Annotated in this window: 20 protein-coding genes; 5 read left to right on the plus strand and 15 right to left on the minus strand. The window is 43.7% G+C overall.

Features of this window, described 5'->3' with window-relative positions; all coding sequences use genetic code 11:
* Nucleotides 1–5: 5 nt before the first annotated feature.
* The 15 genes from AMBT_RS23120 to AMBT_RS16975 all read right to left on the minus strand — a co-directional run bounded on the left by AMBT_RS23120 (nucleotide 6) and on the right by AMBT_RS16975 (nucleotide 14768).
* On the minus strand, nucleotides 6–509 hold the full coding sequence (locus tag AMBT_RS23120) for a type II secretion system protein (protein ID WP_013785860.1): 504 nt from the start codon (nucleotides 507–509) through the stop codon (nucleotides 6–8).
* A gap of 109 nt (nucleotides 510–618) precedes the next feature.
* Nucleotides 619–1242, minus strand: a complete 624-nt coding sequence (locus AMBT_RS16910) for a prepilin-type N-terminal cleavage/methylation domain-containing protein (RefSeq protein WP_013785861.1) — start codon at nucleotides 1240–1242, stop codon at nucleotides 619–621.
* A gap of 44 nt (nucleotides 1243–1286) precedes the next feature.
* Nucleotides 1287–1805, minus strand: coding sequence for a hypothetical protein (locus tag AMBT_RS16915; protein ID WP_013785862.1), 519 nt, complete (start codon nucleotides 1803–1805; stop codon nucleotides 1287–1289).
* 83 nt (nucleotides 1806–1888) lie between these two features.
* On the minus strand, nucleotides 1889–3115 hold the full coding sequence (locus tag AMBT_RS16920) for a type II secretion system F family protein (protein ID WP_013785863.1): 1227 nt from the start codon (nucleotides 3113–3115) through the stop codon (nucleotides 1889–1891).
* 11 nt (nucleotides 3116–3126) lie between these two features.
* A complete protein-coding gene (locus AMBT_RS16925; protein ID WP_013785864.1) occupies nucleotides 3127–4863 on the minus strand; it encodes a GspE/PulE family protein in 1737 nt (578 codons plus the stop codon).
* Complete coding sequence (locus AMBT_RS16930; protein WP_013785865.1) at nucleotides 4860–6137, minus strand: tetratricopeptide repeat protein; 1278 nt, start codon at nucleotides 6135–6137, stop codon at nucleotides 4860–4862. The genes AMBT_RS16925 and AMBT_RS16930 overlap by 4 nt, the downstream gene beginning before the upstream one ends.
* A complete protein-coding gene (locus AMBT_RS16935) occupies nucleotides 6134–7048 on the minus strand; it encodes an ExeA family protein (RefSeq protein WP_013785866.1) in 915 nt (304 codons plus the stop codon). The genes AMBT_RS16930 and AMBT_RS16935 overlap by 4 nt, the downstream gene beginning before the upstream one ends.
* A gap of 2 nt (nucleotides 7049–7050) precedes the next feature.
* The gene (gene mshL, locus AMBT_RS16940; RefSeq protein ID WP_013785867.1) at nucleotides 7051–8724 is read right to left on the minus strand and encodes a pilus (MSHA type) biogenesis protein MshL; all 1674 of its coding nucleotides are present in this window, start codon (nucleotides 8722–8724) and stop codon (nucleotides 7051–7053) included.
* A gap of 1 nt (nucleotide 8725) precedes the next feature.
* Nucleotides 8726–9067, minus strand: a complete 342-nt coding sequence (locus AMBT_RS16945) for a hypothetical protein (protein WP_013785868.1) — start codon at nucleotides 9065–9067, stop codon at nucleotides 8726–8728.
* Complete coding sequence (gene gspM, locus AMBT_RS16950) at nucleotides 9060–9704, minus strand: type II secretion system protein M (protein WP_013785869.1); 645 nt, start codon at nucleotides 9702–9704, stop codon at nucleotides 9060–9062. Before gspM ends, AMBT_RS16945 begins: the two co-directional genes overlap by 8 nt.
* Nucleotides 9701–10330, minus strand: a complete 630-nt coding sequence (locus tag AMBT_RS16955) for a PilN family protein (RefSeq protein ID WP_013785870.1) — start codon at nucleotides 10328–10330, stop codon at nucleotides 9701–9703. The genes gspM and AMBT_RS16955 overlap by 4 nt, the downstream gene beginning before the upstream one ends.
* Nucleotides 10327–11292, minus strand: a complete 966-nt coding sequence (locus AMBT_RS16960; protein ID WP_013785871.1) for a hypothetical protein — start codon at nucleotides 11290–11292, stop codon at nucleotides 10327–10329. Before AMBT_RS16960 ends, AMBT_RS16955 begins: the two co-directional genes overlap by 4 nt.
* Before the next feature lie 92 nt (nucleotides 11293–11384).
* Nucleotides 11385–11933 carry a histidine phosphatase family protein gene (locus AMBT_RS16965; RefSeq protein WP_013785872.1) on the minus strand — a complete coding sequence of 183 codons (549 nt, stop codon included), beginning with the start codon at nucleotides 11931–11933 and terminating at the stop codon, nucleotides 11385–11387.
* A gap of 134 nt (nucleotides 11934–12067) precedes the next feature.
* Nucleotides 12068–13594: a glycerol-3-phosphate dehydrogenase gene (gene glpD / locus AMBT_RS16970; protein ID WP_013785873.1), complete on the minus strand. Its 1527-nt coding sequence runs from the start codon at nucleotides 13592–13594 to the stop codon at nucleotides 12068–12070.
* 415 nt (nucleotides 13595–14009) lie between these two features.
* A complete protein-coding gene (locus AMBT_RS16975) occupies nucleotides 14010–14768 on the minus strand; it encodes a DeoR/GlpR family transcriptional regulator (protein ID WP_013785874.1) in 759 nt (252 codons plus the stop codon).
* A 157-nt stretch (nucleotides 14769–14925) separates the two neighbouring features.
* Here AMBT_RS16975 and glpK point away from each other — a divergent pair, with 157 nt between their 5' ends.
* The 5 genes from glpK (at nucleotide 14926) to AMBT_RS16990 (ending at nucleotide 20960) form a co-directional block, all read left to right on the plus strand.
* Entirely contained in the window at nucleotides 14926–16410 is a 1485-nt protein-coding gene (gene glpK / locus AMBT_RS16980; protein WP_013785875.1) for a glycerol kinase GlpK, read from the plus strand.
* 291 nt (nucleotides 16411–16701) lie between these two features.
* Nucleotides 16702–17070, plus strand: coding sequence for a TonB-dependent receptor plug domain-containing protein (locus AMBT_RS23000; RefSeq protein ID WP_232363153.1), 369 nt, complete (start codon nucleotides 16702–16704; stop codon nucleotides 17068–17070).
* The gene (locus tag AMBT_RS23005) at nucleotides 17064–17774 is read left to right on the plus strand and encodes a TonB-dependent receptor (protein ID WP_232363154.1); all 711 of its coding nucleotides are present in this window, start codon (nucleotides 17064–17066) and stop codon (nucleotides 17772–17774) included. The genes AMBT_RS23000 and AMBT_RS23005 overlap by 7 nt, the downstream gene beginning before the upstream one ends.
* A gap of 18 nt (nucleotides 17775–17792) precedes the next feature.
* Nucleotides 17793–19448 (plus strand): TonB-dependent receptor domain-containing protein, encoded by a 1656-nt coding sequence (locus tag AMBT_RS23010; protein WP_232363235.1) that lies wholly within the window; start codon nucleotides 17793–17795, stop codon nucleotides 19446–19448.
* Nucleotides 19449–19517: 69 nt separating this feature from the next.
* Complete coding sequence (locus tag AMBT_RS16990) at nucleotides 19518–20960, plus strand: SLC5 family protein (protein WP_013785876.1); 1443 nt, start codon at nucleotides 19518–19520, stop codon at nucleotides 20958–20960.
* Nucleotides 20961–20964 lie beyond the last annotated feature (4 nt).

Genomic DNA, 20964 nt, shown 5'->3' on the forward strand with positions numbered 1-20964 from the left:
AATATTTAACAAGCAGTCGAAGTCAATGTGATAGTAGGAGAACCACCCGCTGCCGCATTTCTGTACTCAACATAGCAGTTAGCACCTTCAAAACCGTCGGGGTAAATGCGAGCCCAAGTACCGTTAGCACTCACATACCAATCTGTAGTACCTTGGTCTGCGGTAGTGTTTACTGCACGAATATCTAGGTTCATGTATGAATCTAGCTGCACAGTGGTGGTATTGTTATTGTCATCGAAGTATGTGCTGTACGGGTAACCATAACGAACATTGATATCAGTGCCATTTACGTTGATGGTCGTATTTGACGATGCAGTCGCGCCAGCAATAATTGCTTTTGCATGAATAGCTTCCGAAGCACTAATCAGTGCGCCTTCCACTCCTTCTAATGTGGCAATGCGAGCATCAGTTTGGAAACCTACAAACCGAGGCGCAGCGGTAACCGCTAAAATACCAAGAATTACGATAACTATGACTAGCTCAATAAGGGTAAAACCGCGTTGCTGCATAAAAAATGTCCTTTTGTTTCAATTACGTTTATTATTGCAAAAATGGCGTAATTGAATATAAAACTTTAGTTTAAAAATCACCAGTTTACGTATAAAACTCAATACATAGTTATGAGTTCGAATCATTACTAAAAACGATAACTTGGCCTATCCGTGGGTCGTATAGAAACCCATCGCCTTGCGCATCATTGGTAGGGCTACTGTTCAGATTTTTTATAGATTGGCTAAGGTAATAATAGCAAAGGTCATTACCACTTGCGCCGCCACCACTACTATTTGTAGCAAAGTATCGGTAACCGTCAAATGGTGATTCTGAAAAACTCGATGTAATGGAGGGGGCACTTTGCATTATCAGGCTAAAGATACTTTCGCAGTCTAATGCGGTAATCGCTGTGTCTTGACTGTTACCGTCACCGTTTAGCAGGCCTGTGGGATAGCCGGTATCCTGATCAACCGCGACATTAATGCCATCAAGTGTCACAAAGGTCTGATTGGTAGACGCATTCTCTTCTGGCCGACCTTCTATTTCCCATTGTGCGCGCACAAGCCCAACCCCTGTGGCGAAACCACCGGCAACACCCTCAACCGTGGCATCTTCAGCTTGTTCAGTAATATCAAGAAAGCGTGGAATGGCCACTGCCGCTAGTAGCCCAAGTAATACGACTACAATCACAAGCTCTATTAGCGTAAAACCCAGTTGTTTTCCCGCTATTTGATGTCGTTGCTTTTTCATTTGGACCACCCCAGTTTTCTCATTATTAAAATTCAGTTTGTTTGTTATTGTTCGTTTTCTGGAACCACATCACCACGAAATACAAAGTAGTCAAAGTAATCCCCCGCGCTTAAGGAAAATCGGCAGCGTGCATTCACGGCCTCATCGTCGACTAACTCACCACGAAAATATTCACCACGCACATTAAAACCATTAACCATCATAGGCACGGTTAGCAATGCGTTCCAAAGGGTTTTACACCCTTGCACAGAAGGAGACACTTCTGGCCATCCCTCATGACTCATTAGCACGGGCGTACGTCCAACTTCATTACCCTGCCTATCATAGTGCGTAAGCAGAATACGAACCGGCCGCCCTTCTGACTGCCACTTCCAATGAGCCGTTACTGCAGATTCTTCCAACTTGAGCGCTAGCTGCCTAAGCATCTGTGCTTCAAAATTAACTTCGCTGGTATTCAGTCGCACGATAAAAACAGCCATTAGTGAAGCAAACAACGTGATCACAATAATGTTGATAAATAAGGATCTGTTCTTACTTTTTGCCGCTTCGCTTTTCGTCACCATGTTACTACCCTTGCTGCTATTACTTTTTCGCAGTCATTAATTGCTCTTAACATACTGTTATAACACATCTTTAAGCTAGGGAGTTATACGCCTTTTATTGCGTTCATCATGTCCCACATGGGGGTGAAAATACCCAGCGCGAGCACCAGTACCATGGCTGCCACCACGACAATTAAAAAAGGCTCTATCTTTGCTGTTAAATTTTTAAGATCGTAGTCAACTTCACGCTCATAGAACTCCGACGCCTCAACCAGTAATTCATCTACGCGACCGGTTTCCTCACCTACACGAATCATCTGCATCACCAAAGGTGTAAATAGTCCGCTTGCTGCGCTGACTCGTGCTAGCCCCTCACCTTTTTCAATTCGCTCGCGCATCGCAATAATCTTTTGCCCCATGTACACATTTCCCACCGCTTCTGAGGTTAAGTTTAGTGCACTGGTTAAGGGAACGCCCGCGCGCAACATCATTGAAAAACTTCGACAATAGCGGCTTAGTAAAGAACGATTAAAAATACTGCCCACTATAGGTAATGAAAGCTTACGTCTATCCCAATTTAAACGCCCGACTTTCGTATTTAATGAACGCCTAATCATGTAGGCAATGAATATCCCGCCAGCAATTAGCAGGTACCAATAGTTCAGCAAGAAATCTGATGTGCCTATGAGCGCTCGGGTCATTAAAGGCAATTCGGCATTGAACTTAGAAAACATGTCGGCGAATTTGGGGATAACAAAGATATTGAGCACTACAAACGCGCCCGCTAAGGCGATAAGCACAAAAATGGGGTAGCGCGTGGCGGCTTTAATTTGTTTGCGAGTTTCTTGTTCGCGCTCTAAATACACCGCCAGTTGAGCGAAGGCATCTTCTAATTGACCGGTGTTTTCGCCCACATGAATAATACTTACAAATAATTGATTAAAAATTTTAGGGTGCTGGTTTAATCCGGAAGACAAGGTGCGGCCTCGTTCTAAACTTACGATAGCGTCTTCAAGGGCAAGTTTAAGGCGAATAGAATTACAGGATTCAGCTAAGCCAGACACCGCTTTTAGTAAGGGAATACCCGCTTTGGTTAGCGAGAACATTTGGCGACAAAAAATAACTAAATCGTCCAAAGTGACTTCGGGGACAAACCAGCCTTGCCAACCAGACACGACACTTTCTTTTTTATCACTCATGGGGACAATAGCAATTGGCGTTACACTGCGAGCGCGCAACATTGCCGCTGCACTTCCTGCATCGTTCGCGTCTAACTCGCCTTCTGTCAGGGCGCCATTTCTTTCGCGCCCTTTGTAGCTAAACCGTGCCATCTATCATTGCCTTATTGCACTGTTGTGTCGTCAGTGATTTCAGAGGAGGGAGCATCTTGGGCTACCATCTCAACCAGTTTTAACACCTCTTCTACACTGGTTACGCCCATTTTTGCATAAGTCAGAGCAGATTGAGGCAAAGAGCGATAGCCTGTGCTTTTAGTCGCGGCATCACTAAAGCCTTGGATATCACTGGATTTTAAATAATTCATCATGTTTTCAGTCATTTCGAGTAACTCAAAAACCCCAATTCGCCCTCTGTATCCTGTTTGATTACATTTCTGACAGCCACGCCCTTGTTTAAAGGCAACGTCTGCGGCATTTTCATCAATACCGTTCAACCACACCTTTTCATCATCCGTTGGCGTATAAGAGGTGGTGCAATTATCACAAATTCGGCGTACCAAGCGCTGAGCAATAATGCCTCGAAGAGAACTTGCCACCAAGTAACCTGGCGCGCCCATATCGAGTAAGCGCACTACACTAGATATAGCGTCATTGGTATGCAGTGTCGATAGTACTAAGTGACCGGTTAATGCGCCACGAAGCCCAATTTCTACCGTTTCTTGATCACGCATTTCCCCCACCATAATAATGTCGGGGTCTTGTCGTAGTGTGGTTCTAAGTACATTTGAAAAAGTCAGGTTTATTTTAGGATTCACTTGAACCTGATTAATGCGCGGTAAGCGGTATTCCACCGGATCTTCTACGGTAATAATTTTCGACTTTGCCGTATTTAATTCGCTTAATGCACCATACAAAGTGGTCGTTTTACCCGAACCTGTAGGCCCGGTAACCAAAATCATCCCATGAGGGCGTCGTAACAAATTTCTAAAGCGGGTTAACTGTGCTGAAGGCATGCCGGTTTGTTCAAGGGTCAGTATTCCTGCGGACTGATCAAGCAAACGCATGACCACAGACTCACCACCTTGCACTGGCATGGTGGACAAACGCACGTCTATTTTGTGCCCTTTAACTTTAATTTGAGTACGGCCATCTTGCGGTAGCCGCTTTTCGGAAATATCTAACCCCGCCATTAGCTTTAAACGCAACACTAACGCGGCCGCTATACTTTTCTCGGGTATCACAGTTTCTTGTAAAACCCCATCTACCCGCTGTCGTATTCTCAACTGATTTTCATCAGGTTCTATATGAATATCAGACGCTTTTGCTATCACGGCATCTTCAAAAATAGATTGTAGCAAACGGGCGACTGTTGTGTCTTGATCGCCCGCACCACCAAGTTCTATATTAAAGTTATCTTCAGTATCGTATTCTTCTGCTAGTTCTTGGGCAAAACTCGCAATTTCTTGGGTTTTTCGATAAAAAGTATCGTAAGCGGTGAACAGCTGTTGCTCGCTAACTACGGCAAGTTCAATTTGTCTGTTTAACGTTTCTGAAAGATGATCTACCGCGGTTAAATCGGCGGGATCTGACATGGCAACTAGCAGGCTGTCACCCTTATCATCAATAACGAGTGCGCGATATCGCCTAGCTTGAATTTCAGGTAAAAGCAGCACAGCTTGTTGATTTACGCGGTATTGATCGATATCGATAAGCGGAACATTTAAATGCCGAGATAACAATTCAAGCATTTGGTGTTCAGTCACCAACCCCATCGAAATTAGCGTAGCACCTAACTTGCGGCCCGTACTCTTTTGCTCAGACAATGCCGTCATTAGCTCATCAGCACTAATCAAATTATGCTGAACAAGAAGGTCGCCAAGGCGAACTCTAGGTTTATTCATTTTACTACTTCCCGAAGCCTAGCCATGCGCTCTTGCGCATAATGATGTACATTTGGTGATAGGGTCTGCTGCGTATCAATCTTTACTACTTGGGAGAACGCGTGAAACGCCAGTGCAGATTGATGCAAACTGTCAGCACTTATCGCAGCACCTAACCACCATTTTGGCTCGAGAGGTCGCCGCTTAGTTAGCACTAAATAATCATTAAGTGACTTGTCGAACTCGCCATGTTGCTGCAGTAAATTCGCTCTAAAACTAAGTAACTCTACAGACAGTGGGTTGCGGGGTGAAGAAACAGCCCCGTTCGCGTTTTCTATCGCTAACGTTGTTAGCCCTTGTTTCACATACAACCGCGACAACATAAGGCGAACACTGTGATCATCCGGTGAATTCACAAGCATACCTTGTAGTAAGGCCTGGGCTTGTTCTACCTGGCCGCTGGCAAATAGCAAGGACGCTAGCTTCTTCTTAACACTAATATCGGTTGGATGGCTTTGCGCTTTCTGCTGCATTAACCTGATGGCTGTGTTGTAGTCGTTATTATCAAGAGCCAAGCGCACCTGCTCGTCTATCGCAGGGGCGTTTTTATTGTTATCAATCTGCTTTGAAAAACGTGGCACTGGTGCAGACTCGGCTGTTTTTAGGCTGTCTACCGACTTTGATACAGTCTTCGCTACAAAGATGCCAGTAGGGCTGTTGTCTGGGTTGGAAGTAGGGTTAATGCTTGCATCAGAAGCAGCACGCGAGCTTGGGCTTTTTAAGTATTCACCCTCGGTGGCTGTCGCCTTTTCTGAAGAGGTATCCTGTGCTACTTGGGCAGACGCCTGCATCGGTTTTGATAAATTCTGCGGCGTATTCGTGTCGTCGTTTTGCGAGAGGCTAGCTTCAACACTTCCTTTTTCAGCACTTACTTTTTCAGCACTTACTTTTTCAGCAGTTTCTTTTTCAGCTCTTTCTTTTTCGGCAGATTCAGTACTTGGTTGAGCACTTGCTGTCAGAGAAGTCGGCAATATAGCGGGGCTTGGTTCGGTTAATGACACTTCGTTTGTATCTGTTATCGGCATTGATTCAGAGGGCAACACCGCAGATGAAACCGATGGCGCGGGGTTAAGCAGCACCCACACAGCTAACGCGATGGTGACGATAACTAACAAAAACACAACGATAGTAAGCGCACTTACTGACTTTTTTTGTGGGGGCTCGTATCGAGCTTGCGGTTGTTCAACGCCTTCGCGAGCTTCTAGATCTTTCAGCATTTTATTCACAACACTCATGCCATGCCTCCAAACTCGAGTACACTGGCAAGGGTAACCGAAACCACCACACCGGCCGCTACCAAAGAAGGCCACAGGGCAAAAGAAGCGTACCAAGGCAATGTAGTGGCTTCGGTGTCAGCAATAGCCAACTTAATATGCGATACATCCACGTTGTACTTGCCTTCGCCATACGCCAGCATCATGGCCTTATGACACAGTACGTTGACCAGTCTTGGCGTCCCCTTCGTAGCCATAAACATTAATCGGCAACACGCTAAGTCGAATACCTCTTCTCCTGTGTGCCCTGCTACCACTAAACGATGTTTTACATAATGGTATATTTGGTCGGTATCCATGTGCGATAACGAATAACTGAATGTAATGCGCTGCTTTAACTGCCGCAGCTCCGGCATTGAAAGCTTTTGATTGAGCTCTGGTTGCCCAAATAACACCACCTGCAATAATTTACGGCTTTCTGTCTCTAAGTTAGTCATCAACCGAAGTGCTTCAATACTTTCTACCGGTAACGCTTGCGCTTCATCAATCACCAAAACAGCACTGCGATGCTGGGCATTAATATCGATAAGTCGCTCTTGAATACATTGGGTGAAACGCTGCTGATCGCAGGTTTGCCCTATATCTACTCCTAACTCACTTGCCACTGCACGGCGCAACTCGTCTGGGCTTAAAAGAGGGTTAGGAATATAGGCTGATTGAAAATGCGCGGGCAATTCATTAAGAAATTTCCGGCAAATAAGGGTTTTGCCTGTACCGACTTCACCAGTCACTTTGATAAAGCCCTCACCAGATTTAAGCGCAGTGAGTAACACCTCACTGGCTTCAATATGACTGGGTAGGCCATAAAAAAAACTGGTATGTGGCGTTAAAGTAAAAGGTAGCTCTCTAATGCCAAAATGATACAAATACATACTTAATCCACATACAACCAATCAACCATATTTTGGCGACTGGTTTCAAGTTGCTGTTCGAACGTGTCGTGTCCTACAACAGTGGGTTTGAGTAAAATAATAAGTTCTTTTTTTGTTTCGCTAACTTGGCGATTTTTGAACAATTCACCAAACAAGGGAATGTCACCCAGTAATGGCGTTTTTGATACCACATCGGTTTGACTGGTTTGCATTAAGCCACCTATCACCACAATTTCGCCAGAACCAGCACGAATTATAGTGTCTGACTCTCGAATGGTGCTTTGTGCCAATGGCAATACAATTTGCTCATCATCCATAGTCACAACTTTTTGCTGCTCAGCAGTTTCAATCACCGATGGGTGAACATGCAATAGTACCGTGCCTTTGTCATCAATTTGCGGTGTTACATCTAGTGCAATGCCCGAGAAAAAGGGGGTAAGTTCAATATCCGGTGATATAGACGTTGTAGTGCTGGTTACCGTGCTGTCGCTTGACACATCAGTGACAAAATATTCATCGTCACCTACTTTTATAACCGCTTTTTGATTATTAATAGCGGTCACCCGGGGGCTAGAAAGTACTTGTACATTCCCTTGAGTAGACAGTAATGACAGCACGCCTGAGAAGTCTTTGTTCAAAAAAGCGAGGCTTGTCACGCCACCCAAAGTAGCGCTGATGTCATTGCCTAACGTGCCAGCAGTGGTTGAAAGTGAAAAGTCTGTATTGCCGGTGTTGGCCAATATTTCATTCCAATTAATACCCTGCTGATAACCGTCATTCAGTTCAACTTCTAAAATACGGGCTTCCAAAATAACTTGCTTAGTTAAGTTCGCTTCTGAGGTCTTCAAAAAGCGGCGTATATCAGACAATTCATCAGGCATAGCCCGCACAGTAACTAAGCTTGCTTGCGGAGTAACAAATACAGCACGGCCGTTTTCCTTACCTACCATAGCTTCAAGACTAACCTTCAAGTCGGCCCAAAAGTCGGTTTCAGTGCGAGTGTTTATCGTTGTGCCGTTAGTATTGCTGTTGTTTTGACTTCCGTAGCTTTCGGAACTGCTGAAGTTGCCACTGTACGAGCCCGAAGAAGAACCATTGTTGTTATTTTGATTATTATTTTGCGTTACACCGCCGGAGGTAATACTGGTTTGAGTTGCCCCGTTTCGCTGCATGTAGAGGTAATTCACAGCAAAGGTTTCAGTACGCATACCTGCAGCGCGCACTTTAAACACCGTTCCTGAGCGCGCAATGTCATAGCCATATAAGTCACTGAGTAGTGACATAACTTCATCTATTGTAACTTGCTTGAGTTGCAGCGATACCGACCCAGTTACTTGCGGATGAATAGCAACACTGTAAGGCGTACCTTCAACCAAGCCTGCGAAAAAGGCGCTGATAGGCACACTTTGCGCGTTAACGTCGAAACGTTGTGGGCCGAACAAGCTGTTAGTTGAAGACACACTTTCGGGTGCTGCCAATGCAGCTGATACCGCAGAGGGAATGGGCACTGGGGTATTTAGTTGTGAAGATTTACGCGCTTTTTCTGCATCAATTTGTTCTTGTAAGTTTTGTTCAACTTTTGACACAAGCTGCTGCTGAGGCTCTGATGTACTCTGACAACCGGCCATCGCTAAAGATATGCTTAATACTCCAAACAGACGGGGTAACTTGCCCATTTTACAGATCCTCTGATACATTTTTTTTAATTGTTGTTATTGGCGCGAGAGACAATACAGTTCGTACAGGCTTGGCATAACGGTTTTTCAAAATTACTACGGTATTCTTAGTGATGCTTTCTACTTTGCCGTCGGCGATATCATCCCCTTCCCTGACCACTTTATTATTAATAATGGCATGCTTACTTTGCGCAGAATACATGATGGCGCTTAAGGAAAACTCCCCTTGCTGCGTAGCACCAATGCCTGTCATTTTGGTATTCCCAGGACGAGTTGGGTCTTGCTGTGCAAACAACAAAAATGAGCTAAAAGTGAGCACTATTGTTAGTATTAGTTTAAACACGGATAAATGTCCTTTGCGTGCTAACGGTATAAAACTCTATTGTCACTTTTCCGTTAGGGTAATCGCTGACTTGGTAATCCATCGCTTCCCAATAAAGCTTTATATTTTCTTTTTGAGCACGTTGAAGAAAGTCTCTGATATCAAAATAGCTACCGCTGAACGTTAAGGTTAGGCCGTGTCGATAAAGCGTAAGCGCCGATAAGTCTTCACGCCCTGCAAATATATTAACAGGCGCAATAGTTGCCATAGATTCCAAGCGCACTTGTTGTGCATCATCAAACATACGACTAACCAACGCTGGCATTTCATCAGGGGTGACTAGGGTTTTAAGTTCATCTCTAAATCGCCGTTCCAATATCGCATCTTTTTCTTCTAATTCTGCAATGCTTGATATCAAGGCCTTGTCGGGATCCTCTTCTAGCGCTTCGAGATAAATTTGCAATTGCTGGCTTAACGAAGAGGTTTGCGTGGCTTCAGACGCAAGCCTTCTTTGAATCGATTGCGACTTTTTCCAAAGTGGTTCGATGAAAAACGTGAAACCAACAAGTACTATCACCACTAAGCCCGCGACGAAGAGCATGATGAGTTCTCGAGGGCTCATGGCGGCCAGTTTACTGTTCAAGCTATCTTTGCTCATTCTGGTGCCACCTCAACGTCTTCATCAGCTGGCTCACTGAGTAACTCAAACGACAACACGCCATTTGGATTGCCATCCTTGTTGATATCACGGCTTAATTTAATGACTTCAAATTCTTTTTCTTCAAAGTAGGTAGCGTTTCCTAGTCGTTTTAACCACGCTGGCAGCGCACCTGGGTCGTTTACTTTGCCATATAATGACAATCGCTCACTGCGCACTACAAATCGCGTTAACCATAGAGAACCGTCTGCAACATCGGCAAAACCATTTAAGGCTTGGTAAAATGGCGCCTGCTCTCGAGTTTCTTGCCCACTCAATTCTTCTATAAGTAATGTTTTTTGGCTGACCGAAAGGTTTAACGTTTCGTGTTCTTCAGATAAAACTTGTGATGGCTTTCGTTCAGCTAATTGAGATTTCGCCATGGCTAACTCTTCATCAAGCTGGATAGTTCGCTCTTGCGCTTGGTTTAACACTGCACTTTGTTTTTGAACCGTCGCGCTCAACCTCATGGTAACTAGCACGACTATCAGCAATGTAAGTAACCACACTACGAGCATTGTGCCTACGTTCAACCAGCGAAACTCCGGTTTAAACTCTGGCCAATAGAGGTTAATCCGCTGTCTCATTTCAGCTCTCCTGTAGTACTCATAGTAGGAGGTGCTATAGGTTGTGGAACCAGTGCACAAAACGCAGCACTTAAGCTCACCAAGTTCAGCCGATAAACATCAATGTCTTCGCTAACTTGAATAGGCGAAATTAACTGGTCGATTTGTGCCGGAATTAACTGACTGAGCTGCATCTTAAGCGTAGTAGAATGCGGGGAGTCTAACCGAAATAAAACCGACCGGATGGGCGGTTGGCGCAACTGACTTTCAAAGTGGTCCATAGAACGTTGAATTTGCACACCCAAATTATCAAGCAGTCCCATTTCCAATTCTTCTTGGGAAAACGAGCCAATATTTTCAAAACCTTTTAACCGCCGAGAAGAATAAAGGTTTCCATCTTTAACCACATTTAAAACCACTTCTTCACCGGCTTCTTGTGTTAACAGTACGGTGGCGCTTTCCATTGACGGCATGAGCTCGCATAGCGCTAATTCAGCAGTCGTGATTTCTTTTAAAGTGACATCGGCAAATTGGATATGGCTGACAACATCAGCAATGACAGAGCGAGGTAACGCGAATACGTTTACCTTGTTAGTGCCTGCAAGAGGCACGGGCAAATCGACATAATCAAATACATAGGCTTTGTCGCTACCCAATATTTCGGCAACAGACCATTGCAGTGCGCCGTGAACTTCGTTGTCCTCAACATTTGGCCGGTCTAGTTGTAACGCGTTGTACCAACTGTGAGACATACACACGCACGTTGAAATACCAAGAAGGTTTTTTTCCTTTAGCCAAGTATGAAGCTTTTCACCCCATTTTTCTGGTGTTACCGTTTCTTCGTCAACTAAAACTATTGAATCTTGCTCACGCTTTACGATGCAGAAGGATACAGACTCAGCGTCTACAGAAACGCCGAGCACATGGTGCTTGGGAACACGTCTAAATTTCTGCTTTAGGTATTGGCGCCATCCAATGTGCATCGTAAAATCTTTGACCATGAATAATTGTGTTATTACAACAAAGTAATAACAATAGCACCAGTAGACGAAAGTTGTTTATTTTTAAGAATATTTCAATTTTTTATTAAACGCGTCACACCCCAATAACCGTTATTTTTCTCCGTTATTTCCCAGCCTCTTTTAGCCAGAAGAATGCGAATATAACGATTACTCATGCCGTGTCCAAACACAACAATTTGAGCGTGCTGTTCGGCTTTCTTTTCGAGTTCCTTTGCCGCTTTACCCACGCGATTTTTAGCCTCAACGAAAGACTCAAACCGCCCCGCTTTCCCGCAAATCCACATTAGCCTGTTTAATAAAACCCAATGCCACGCTTTTAATCTTAGCGGTAGCCTGTAGTAGGGTATATCCATTTCTTTTAATTCGGGAATAACGTCAACTGCGGGCTCGCCCATATAATAGTTCGCCGAGAGCTGCGCTCTTTTAAGCGGGCTAGCAATGATGTGATGCGCGGCAAATTCGCGCTTTTCATTTGGGTAATGGGCGCTGTCTAAAGGTGACTGATTGTACTGGCGAACCCAATTGGTAAATTCACCCGCACTTAATTTATTGTTGTGAGCAGACAACGGCTTTCCGTGCCGAATTAGAATTATTTCCTTCATCCTATCTTCCTCTATATGAATAGCTTTAAAACCAGTAGACCAACTATATCGCTGTAGTTAAGTATTTTGGACATAAAAAAGCCCGCACTTTGTGAAATAAAGATACGGGCTTTTTAAGATTCTATATTGAATATCTACGCAGATTGCTGCATATCGACACTTTTAGACACTTGAGTCGTTATATAGCTTTCTAAGTTGGTTTGCTCGCTCTGGCTTAAACGTAAACCATGCTTAGTTCGGCGCCAAATGACGTCTTCAAGAGACATTGCCCATTCGTGATCAATAAGGTAGTCCACTTCTGCTTGGTACATGTCGGCACCAAAGTTCTCACCCATGCTGCCTAAATCTGCTTTTCCTTCAAGAAACTTAACGCACAACATGCCGTATTGACGCGCATAGCGAACCCCTACCGATTCAGGTAACCATGGGTAGTCTTGTTGTAGCTGTTTAATTAAATCTGCTTTATTGGTGAAAGCGCCACCCGGAAGCGCTACATTTTTGGTCCACGCTTTACCTGCCTTTGGAAACAGGCTAGTTAACTTATCTACTGCATGCTCAGACAATTTTCTGTAAGTAGTAATTTTTCCACCGAAAATATTAAGCAATATTGGCGAAGACTCAGTGCCGCTTAGCTCTACTTTATAATCGCGCGTTAACTCTTGCGCAGACGCATTTTTTTCTTCAAGTAATGGGCGCACGCCACTGTAGCTATGAACAATATCACTTTCGTCAATTTTGGTTTTAAAATACGTATTAACAACATCAATAAGATATTCAGTTTCAGCTTCAGAAATAGCGGCTTGCGATGGCTCACCAACATAGTTCTCATCGGTAGTACCAACGAGTGAAAAGTCATCTTCGTAAGGAATAACAAAAACAATACGGCCGTCTTTATTTTGAAGAATATAAGCTTCTTCTGTGTCGTACAATTTAGGCACAATAAAATGACTGCCCTTCACCATACGCATCGCATTTGGGTTTTTAGTGTCGGCAAGTCTATCTAGGAATGAAACAGCCCATGGCCCAGCAGCGTTAACCACAGCCTTGGCATTGATTGTAAACGTTTTCCCTAATGCGTCTTTTAAAGTCACTTTCCATAACTTGTCTTGCTTCTCGGCACTAATACATTCAGTGCGGGTATAGATGCTAGCACCTTTATCTTGCGCTGCTAACGCATTCAATACCACTAAACGAGCATCATCTACCCAACCATCTGAGTACTCAAAACACGTTGTAATATCATTCACCAAGGGGCCTGTCGGTGACGTAGACATTTTCTTTGAGCGCGGTAATACATTACGTTTGGCTAGTGAATCGTACATAAACAGGCCAATTCGAATCATCCATGCGGGACGAAGATGCTTTTGATGAGGTAAACGAAAACGTAAAGGCCACATGATATGTGGGGCTTTTTCCAATAGCACTTCACGCTCAGCGAGCGCTTCTTTCACAAGGCGGAACTCATAATGCTCTAAATAGCGTAAACCACCATGTATTAACTTGCTGCTAGAGGAAGACGTTGCACCTGCAAGATCGCCTTTTTCACATAGTGCTACCGAAAGTCCGCGGCCGGCTGCATCTAATGCTACTCCGGCACCATTTACACCGCCGCCAACCACTAAAACGTCAACGGTTTGTGTACTATTTGTATTTTGATTCATGTTCTCGCCCCTTTCGGCTTCACTAGCATGCTGGCTATTTGACAACCAAAAAGAAAACATGTCAACACAAAACGAATATTAACGAACATTATTGCTCATTTTTAACCTACGCAATTAAAGCACTGGTTCAACATAGCCCCATGGTTTCAGATAAAAGTTTGATGTATAGCTTTTGCAGGTATTAGGTATGCCTACTGTTATGCATAGCCCCATCTTTTCAGATAAAAGTTTGATATACAGCTTTTGCAGGTATTAGGTATGCCTACTGTTATGCATAGCCGTAAGCTTACTTAACCATAGCAGTTAATACATGGGTAACAAGGATGGCGCGCCGTTACAACAATGCTGGGCAGCATGCTGTTTTGGAAGTAGATAGTAAACTGATAAGTGACTACTAAGGTTATAAGTTGGCCGTTTACGCCTTAATGAAACTGATGTTGTTTTCATCAATAATTTTTCGAATAGCAGGGGGCGGTGTTTGATCGCATACCAGGCAATCAACCTGAGAAATATGCCCCTGCTCTACCATAGCTCTTCGTTCAAACTTACTATAATCTGCTGCAAGAATAACGTGCTGGGTATGCTCTAATATCGCTTGTGATACCTTTACTTCCCTAAAATCAAAATCGAGCAGTGCACCATCAGCGCTAATTCCACTGATACCTATAATGCCGTAATCCATACGAAACTGGCTGATGAAGTCGCAGGTTGCTTCCCCAATAATACCGCCATCTCGGTAACGTACTTCGCCCGCAGCGATAATAACTGAGAAGTCTTCTTTAGCAGAAAGAATGGTCGCGACATGAATGTTATTCGTTACCACGTGCAAGTTTTTATGATTAAGTAACTTGCTTGCTATCATTTCAGTCGTCGTGCCTATGTTTATAAATAATGAAGCCCCGTCGGGGATCATGCTAGCCACTGCCTCAGCAATTCTTTCTTTTACTTCACTGTTTTGTGTTTTGCGTTCTTGATAAGGCGTATTTTCCCAACTTCGATTAAGTCCAGCGCCCCCATGGTATCGACTAACAATACCTGCCTCGGCGAGCTGGTTTAGATCGCGACGAATAGTTTGGGGGGTAACATCACAACGAGTAACCAAGTCGTCAATAGACATGAAGCCATTTTGTTTGATAAAGCTAACAATTTTTTCGTGTCTTTGCGTTTGGTTCATTGGGTCATTCCTTGTGGCGATTTAGCTATTATACGTGGTTCACCTTTGCCTGCCTACGGTAATTCGAACACTGAAATGTTCGTTTTCGAAAATATAGCATTGTTAAACTGGTGTAAATGGTGCAAACTCTTACCAAATTATGTTCAGGAGACGTGTCATGGGCCAATATATTCTTGCCATAGACCAAGGAACCACGAGTTCACGTAGCATTATCTTTGCAGCGGACGGCGCTATCGTAGCTGTTGCACAACAAGAGTTTTCTCAAAAATACCCACAAGATGGTTGGGTGGAACACGATCCAGAAGAAATTTGGGAAAGCGTAACCACTACCATGAAGCAAGTATTCGATAAGTGCTCTGTATCACCTGAAGATATAGCCTCTATAGGTATTACCAATCAACGCGAAACAACCTTAGTTTGGAATAAAAACACCGGCAAGCCTGTGTACCCGGCTATTGTTTGGCAAGACAGACGTACCTCGCAGCAATGTCGCGAACTCGACGACGATGAAAGTTTAGTGGCGCATATTACTGAATCTACGGGGCTACTGCTTGACCCTTATTTTTCGGCCACCAAACTAGCGTGGATCTTAGACAATGTAGAAGGTGCAAGAGCGCAAGCCGAAGCCGGTGAATTGCTTTTTGGTACAGTGGACACCTTCTTAATTTGGCGTTTGACCAACGGCGAATCACATAAGACCGATGCCACTAACGCTTCTCGTACCATGTTGTTCGACATTAATACTCAGTGTTGGGACGAACGATTACTCGATACCTTTAATATCCCTAAAGCCATGCTTCCTGAGGTCATGGACTGTGCTGATGAATTTGGTGTTGTAAGCAAAGATATTTTGGGCTGTGCTATCCCTATTCAAGGTGTAGCCGGCGATCAGCAGGCTACGCTTGTTGGCCAAGCCTGCTTCCAGAAAGGCATGGCAAAAAGTACTTATGGTACGGGTTGTTTCATGATTTTGAATACAGGCGACAAGCCTCTTCAATCTAAGAACCGCTTGTTAACTACCGTAGGTTATAGGTTAAACGGAAAAACCACTTACGCCCTTGAAGGTAGTATTTTCATGGCCGGCGCTACGGTGCAGTGGTTACGTGATGGCTTGAAACTGATTGACGATGCTTCCGAAACCGAAGCGTTGGCGCAAAGAGCGCGACAAGATAACGGTGTTTTTCTTGTGCCAGCCTTTACCGGACTAGGCGCTCCTTATTGGGATCCCGATGCGCGAGGTGCGATTTTGGGCCTAACTCGAGACACCGGCATAAGCGAAATTGTTGCCGCGGGCTTGCAATCAGTATGTTATCAAACCAAAGACTTACAGAAAGCCATGGAAAGTGATGGCGCACGGCCAACCACTATCCGCGTAGATGGCGGCATGTCTCGAAACGATTGGGTAATGGGTTTCTTGTCTGACATATTAGGCGCAGAAGTTGAACGCCCCGAAATTACTGAAACCACCGCACTTGGCGCCGCATTCCTTGCTGGCCTTCAAGCTGGTGTATTTACCTCTGTTGATTCCCTTACCGAGTGCTGGAAAAGTGACAGTATTTTCACTCCTCGGCTTTCAAAAGAAGAGCGTGACAAGGCCTATGACGGTTGGAAAAACGCCGTTGCCCGTATCCGCTGTAGTTAATTTTACCTCTCCATATATAGCGCGGTAATAAACCGCGCTTTTAATATAAAAAAATATTTTTATAACATTGTCATTACAATGTAAATTTGTGTTACTATCAAAAATTAAGGAAAACGTTTACCTTTTTCTTAATTTTTAAAAACCTTTAATTTCAACATCTTAATAATAATAATTCGAAATTTAGGTTATAAAATGTGTAAAAAGAATGTTAATAAGCTTGATCCGAACATACTTATTACGCTATTTGTACGCTAACTAAGTAGAAAATAGCCTACTCACGGAGAAAACACAGTGACACATAAAATTAACACATCATTATTAGGCCCAATGGCCAAGCGCTCACTATTAGGCGTTGCTATTGCGACAGCCTTACACACCCCGTTGGTATTCGCTCAAGAAGAAGCGACACCATCTGAAGACCAAGTTGATGTTATTGAAGTTAAAGGTTTTACCAGTTCACTTAAAGCATCAATGCTAGATAAGAAAGCATCTGATGTTGTTTACGACGGTATTACTGCTGAAGATATTGGTAAATTCCCAGATCAAAACGTTGCAGAGTCACTGCAGCGCATTACTGGTGTTGCTATTGATAGAAGTGGCGGTGAAGGACAATTCATTACAGTACGTGGTTCGGCCCAGAATTTAACACCGTATTGGTAAATGGTCGTCAAATCGCTACTGAGAACCAAGGTCGAGCGTTCAGCTTCGACACGCTTCCTGCAGAATTAATTAGTGGTGCAAAGGTATACAAGAGCCCGCTAGCATCAATGCAAGAAGGTGGTATTGGCTCGACTGTTGAAGTTACCACTGCACGCCCTTTCGCATTTGATGGCTTTAAAGCTGTAGCAAGTGTTAAAGGCATGTATGAAGACATTTCTGAAGAAACAACACCACAACTATCTGGCCTTGTTACCAATACCTTTATGGATGGCAAGCTGGGCGTTTTAGCTGCTGCTTCCTTCCAACAACGTAAACTTCAAACAAATATGTTGGAAACACGCTACTGGCGTCCAGGTGTTAGCATCACAGATCGTTCAGAACTGGATAACCCAGACTATGCCGATAGCTCGCAATACAATGGCGTTTACGTTCCACAGAACTTTGACCAAATTGTTGACTTGGTAGATCGTGAAAGAACATCTGGAAACTTGGTTGTTCAATACGCTCCTAACGATGATATGACTCTTACCTTAGACGGTCTTTACTCAAAGTTCGAAGTTGATTCAGACGCCCACAGTGTTGGTCATTGGTTCACCGATAGCAACTTAGACAATATGACCTTTAATGACAATGGCTCACTAACTAGCTTAGACAGTACATTAGTTGAAGGTGTTGGTGGTGCAACTGACTTTATCCGTCGTTGATACGGTCGTGACGTTGAAATTCAAGCATTTGGTGCGAACTTCGAGTGGTTAGTAAATGACAATTTAACTGCCGTTATCGATTTATCAACATCAACGGCTGAAGACAACAGTGGTGGCGATAACTTCTTTACCGTTGTAGGTTACAACAATGCCTACAGCGTAGATTATTCAGGGACTACTACACCAACACTAACTGTTGATGGTGGTGATGCAGCCTTACAAACACCATCGTTAGGCCGCATGCATTACAACGAACGTAACGGCTTCGATACTGAAGACACTATTTCAGAATACCGTGCGGATTTCACATGGGTGCCAGATTCGGATAATGCCTTCTACAAAATGGATTTTGGTATTTACTATCAAGACCGTGAAAAAGACAACACACGTCGCTTCGCTTCAGCATGTAATGTTTACTGTGGATACAGTTTCGATATTCCTGATGAGCTACTTACTGTTTTCACTGCCGAAAACTACTTTGCTGGCGTACCTAACCAATGGTTGACGTACAACCCGGAAGCGTTCTTCGATTATGCAAACTCTGACGTCGCTGCACAGCAAATTGCTGATGCAACAGGTTTATCATTTGATGATGTTCGTGCAACCCTTGATGCAACAAATATTAGTAACCCGCAAGCAAGTGCCGACTCTTACGTTGTGGGCGAAGAACTATTAAGTGTTTACACGCAGTTCTACTTCCAAACTGAAATCTCAGATTTACCTTTAGATATTAACTTCGGTTTCCGTTACACAGAAACAGATACATCTGTAGATGGAACTGTTCAACAGGTTCAAGATTTAGAGTTTATTCCTAACGACCCATCAGACCTTAACGTTGTTTATGCGACCGATGTTGGAACGCCGATTAATGAGAAAAACAGCTACTCTTCGTTGCTGCCTAATGTAAACGTTAAACTTCAACTAACTGACGATTTGTATCTACGTTATGCTTATTCAGAAACACTTACTCGCCCAATGATGGACGACCTAGTACCTGTATTTAACGTAACGGTATCTCGTCCAGGTAACTTGCAAGCTCAAGCGGGAAATACCGAACTTCAACCATACCAAGCTTCTAGCTGGGATGTGTCTTTAGAGTGGTATTACGATGACACGAGTTACTTCTCAGCGGCTGCATTTAATAAGGAAGTTGAAGACTTCATTTCTTCATCTACTGAAGAAGAGTCTTTATTCTTAGATAGCGGTGAGTATGTATTTAGTGTGCTTCGTCCTCGTAATGGCGAGACACTGAATGTTGAAGGTCTTGAACTAGCTTGGCTACATACTTTAGAAAATGGTTTTGGTATTCAAGCTAACGCCACTATCGTAAATTCAGATGCTGAATTTAGTCTGCCAGGTTTGGGGAACTCTCAAAACATTACGCTTTTCTATGAAAAAGATGCGTTCCAAGCCCGTGTAGCACTGAACAACCGTGAAACTTTCATGCAAGAAGCGGTAAGTTCACTAGGTGGTACTGAGCCTCTGTTCACAGAGACATATACCCAAGTGGATATGAGCGTAAGCTATGATGTTAATGAAACCGTTACCGTGTTCTTCGAAGGTATCAATATTACTGAAGAAGAGCTAACGCGTCGTGGTCGCCTATCTGAACACTTTGTACAACAAGTGAATGATGGTGCTCGCTATGCAGTTGGCGTACGTGCTAACTTTTAATTATACCTAGAATGAAAGAGGGGGGCATTCGCCCCCTTTTTAGTTGTTTCTTCTGCTGAGGAGTTTTTTGTGTCAGGCAGCTTAATCCAAATCATTGTTTTCTTCGTTATTACTGCGCTTATAGGTCTACTCACCTACATTAAGTGCCGCGGACATGGACACAGTAAGGCAAGTGAAACTAAAGAATACTTTCTAGCTGGCGGTGGTCTTACATGGATCTTTGTCGCGGGCTCTATTACGTTAACTAATTTAAGTACCGACCAATTAGTAGGTATGAACGGTAACCAAATGGCGTTACTGGCATGGTGGGAATTTGCAGCCGTTATAGGCTTAATAATCTTAGCCCGTATTTTCCTTCCTGTTTATTATCACTATCAATGCACAACTACTACCGAGCTTTTAGAGAAGCGTTACAACAACAAGCATATTCGTGCGCTTATTGGGCTGCTTTTCTTCTTAGGTAGCAGCCTTATATTTATGCCAGCGGTTATTTATTCTGGCTCTTTGTTCATGATTAACATGTTTAACCTAGACCTTCCACTCATGTATGTAGCTACAGCTTTTGCCATCATTGGTGCGTTGTATGCAATTTTTGGCGGGTTACGCGCGGTTGCGGTATCAGATACGTACTCGGGTGTTTTGTTGCTGGTTATGGCAATAGTTGTAGTGATATTGGCAATGGTAGCTATCGATTTTGATTTCTCAGGCATTCCTACAGAACGCTTAACATTAATTGGTGATGCAGACTCTCCTCTTCCATGGCAAACCCTATTAACCGGTATGATCTTCATTCAGACGTTCTACTGGAGTACCAATCAAACCATTACACAACGCGCTATGGCTGCCCCTAATATCAAAGAGGCACAGAAAGGCGTGTACGCAGCAGCGATCATTCGCTTTATCATTGTTCCTAGTATAATTGTTGTCCCTGGCATCATCTCATTCAAACTTTACGGTGACATAAACGATGCAGCCTACGGAACACTAGTTGGCGACGTTTTACCTGATTGGTTGTCGGGCGTTTTTGCAGCTGCGCTAGCGGCGGCGGTACTCACAACATATAACAGTAACTTAAACTCAGCCACGGCGTTATATGTATGCGATATACACGAAGCTTACGTGAACAAAAAGCCTGAAGTGGCCAAGTTAGGTGGAATTGTTACCGCAATTCTTACTGTAGTTTCACTGGTAATGGTGCCAATCTACGCGCAAGCCGAAAGTATCATTAACTTGTTACAACAACTCTATGGTTTGCTTAGCATGCCTATACTTTCTATTTTTATAGTCGGCTTGTTGTTTAATAATGTTAACCCGTATGCAGGCATTACTGCTGTTATCTTCGGCGTGTTACTTTATTCATTCTTTAGCTTCGTGCACGCACCTTTTGGTTTGCATTATATTCACCTTATGTTGGTTACCTTAATTTGCTGTATTGGTGTAGCCTTAGGTGTAAATAAACTCGTATTTAGACAGTCGGCGCAATGGCGTGGCAGATTGGTAGATGCAGACTAGGTAG

The sequence above is a fragment of the Alteromonas naphthalenivorans genome (assembly GCF_000213655.1).
Classification (GTDB): Bacteria; Pseudomonadota; Gammaproteobacteria; order Enterobacterales; family Alteromonadaceae; genus Alteromonas; species Alteromonas naphthalenivorans.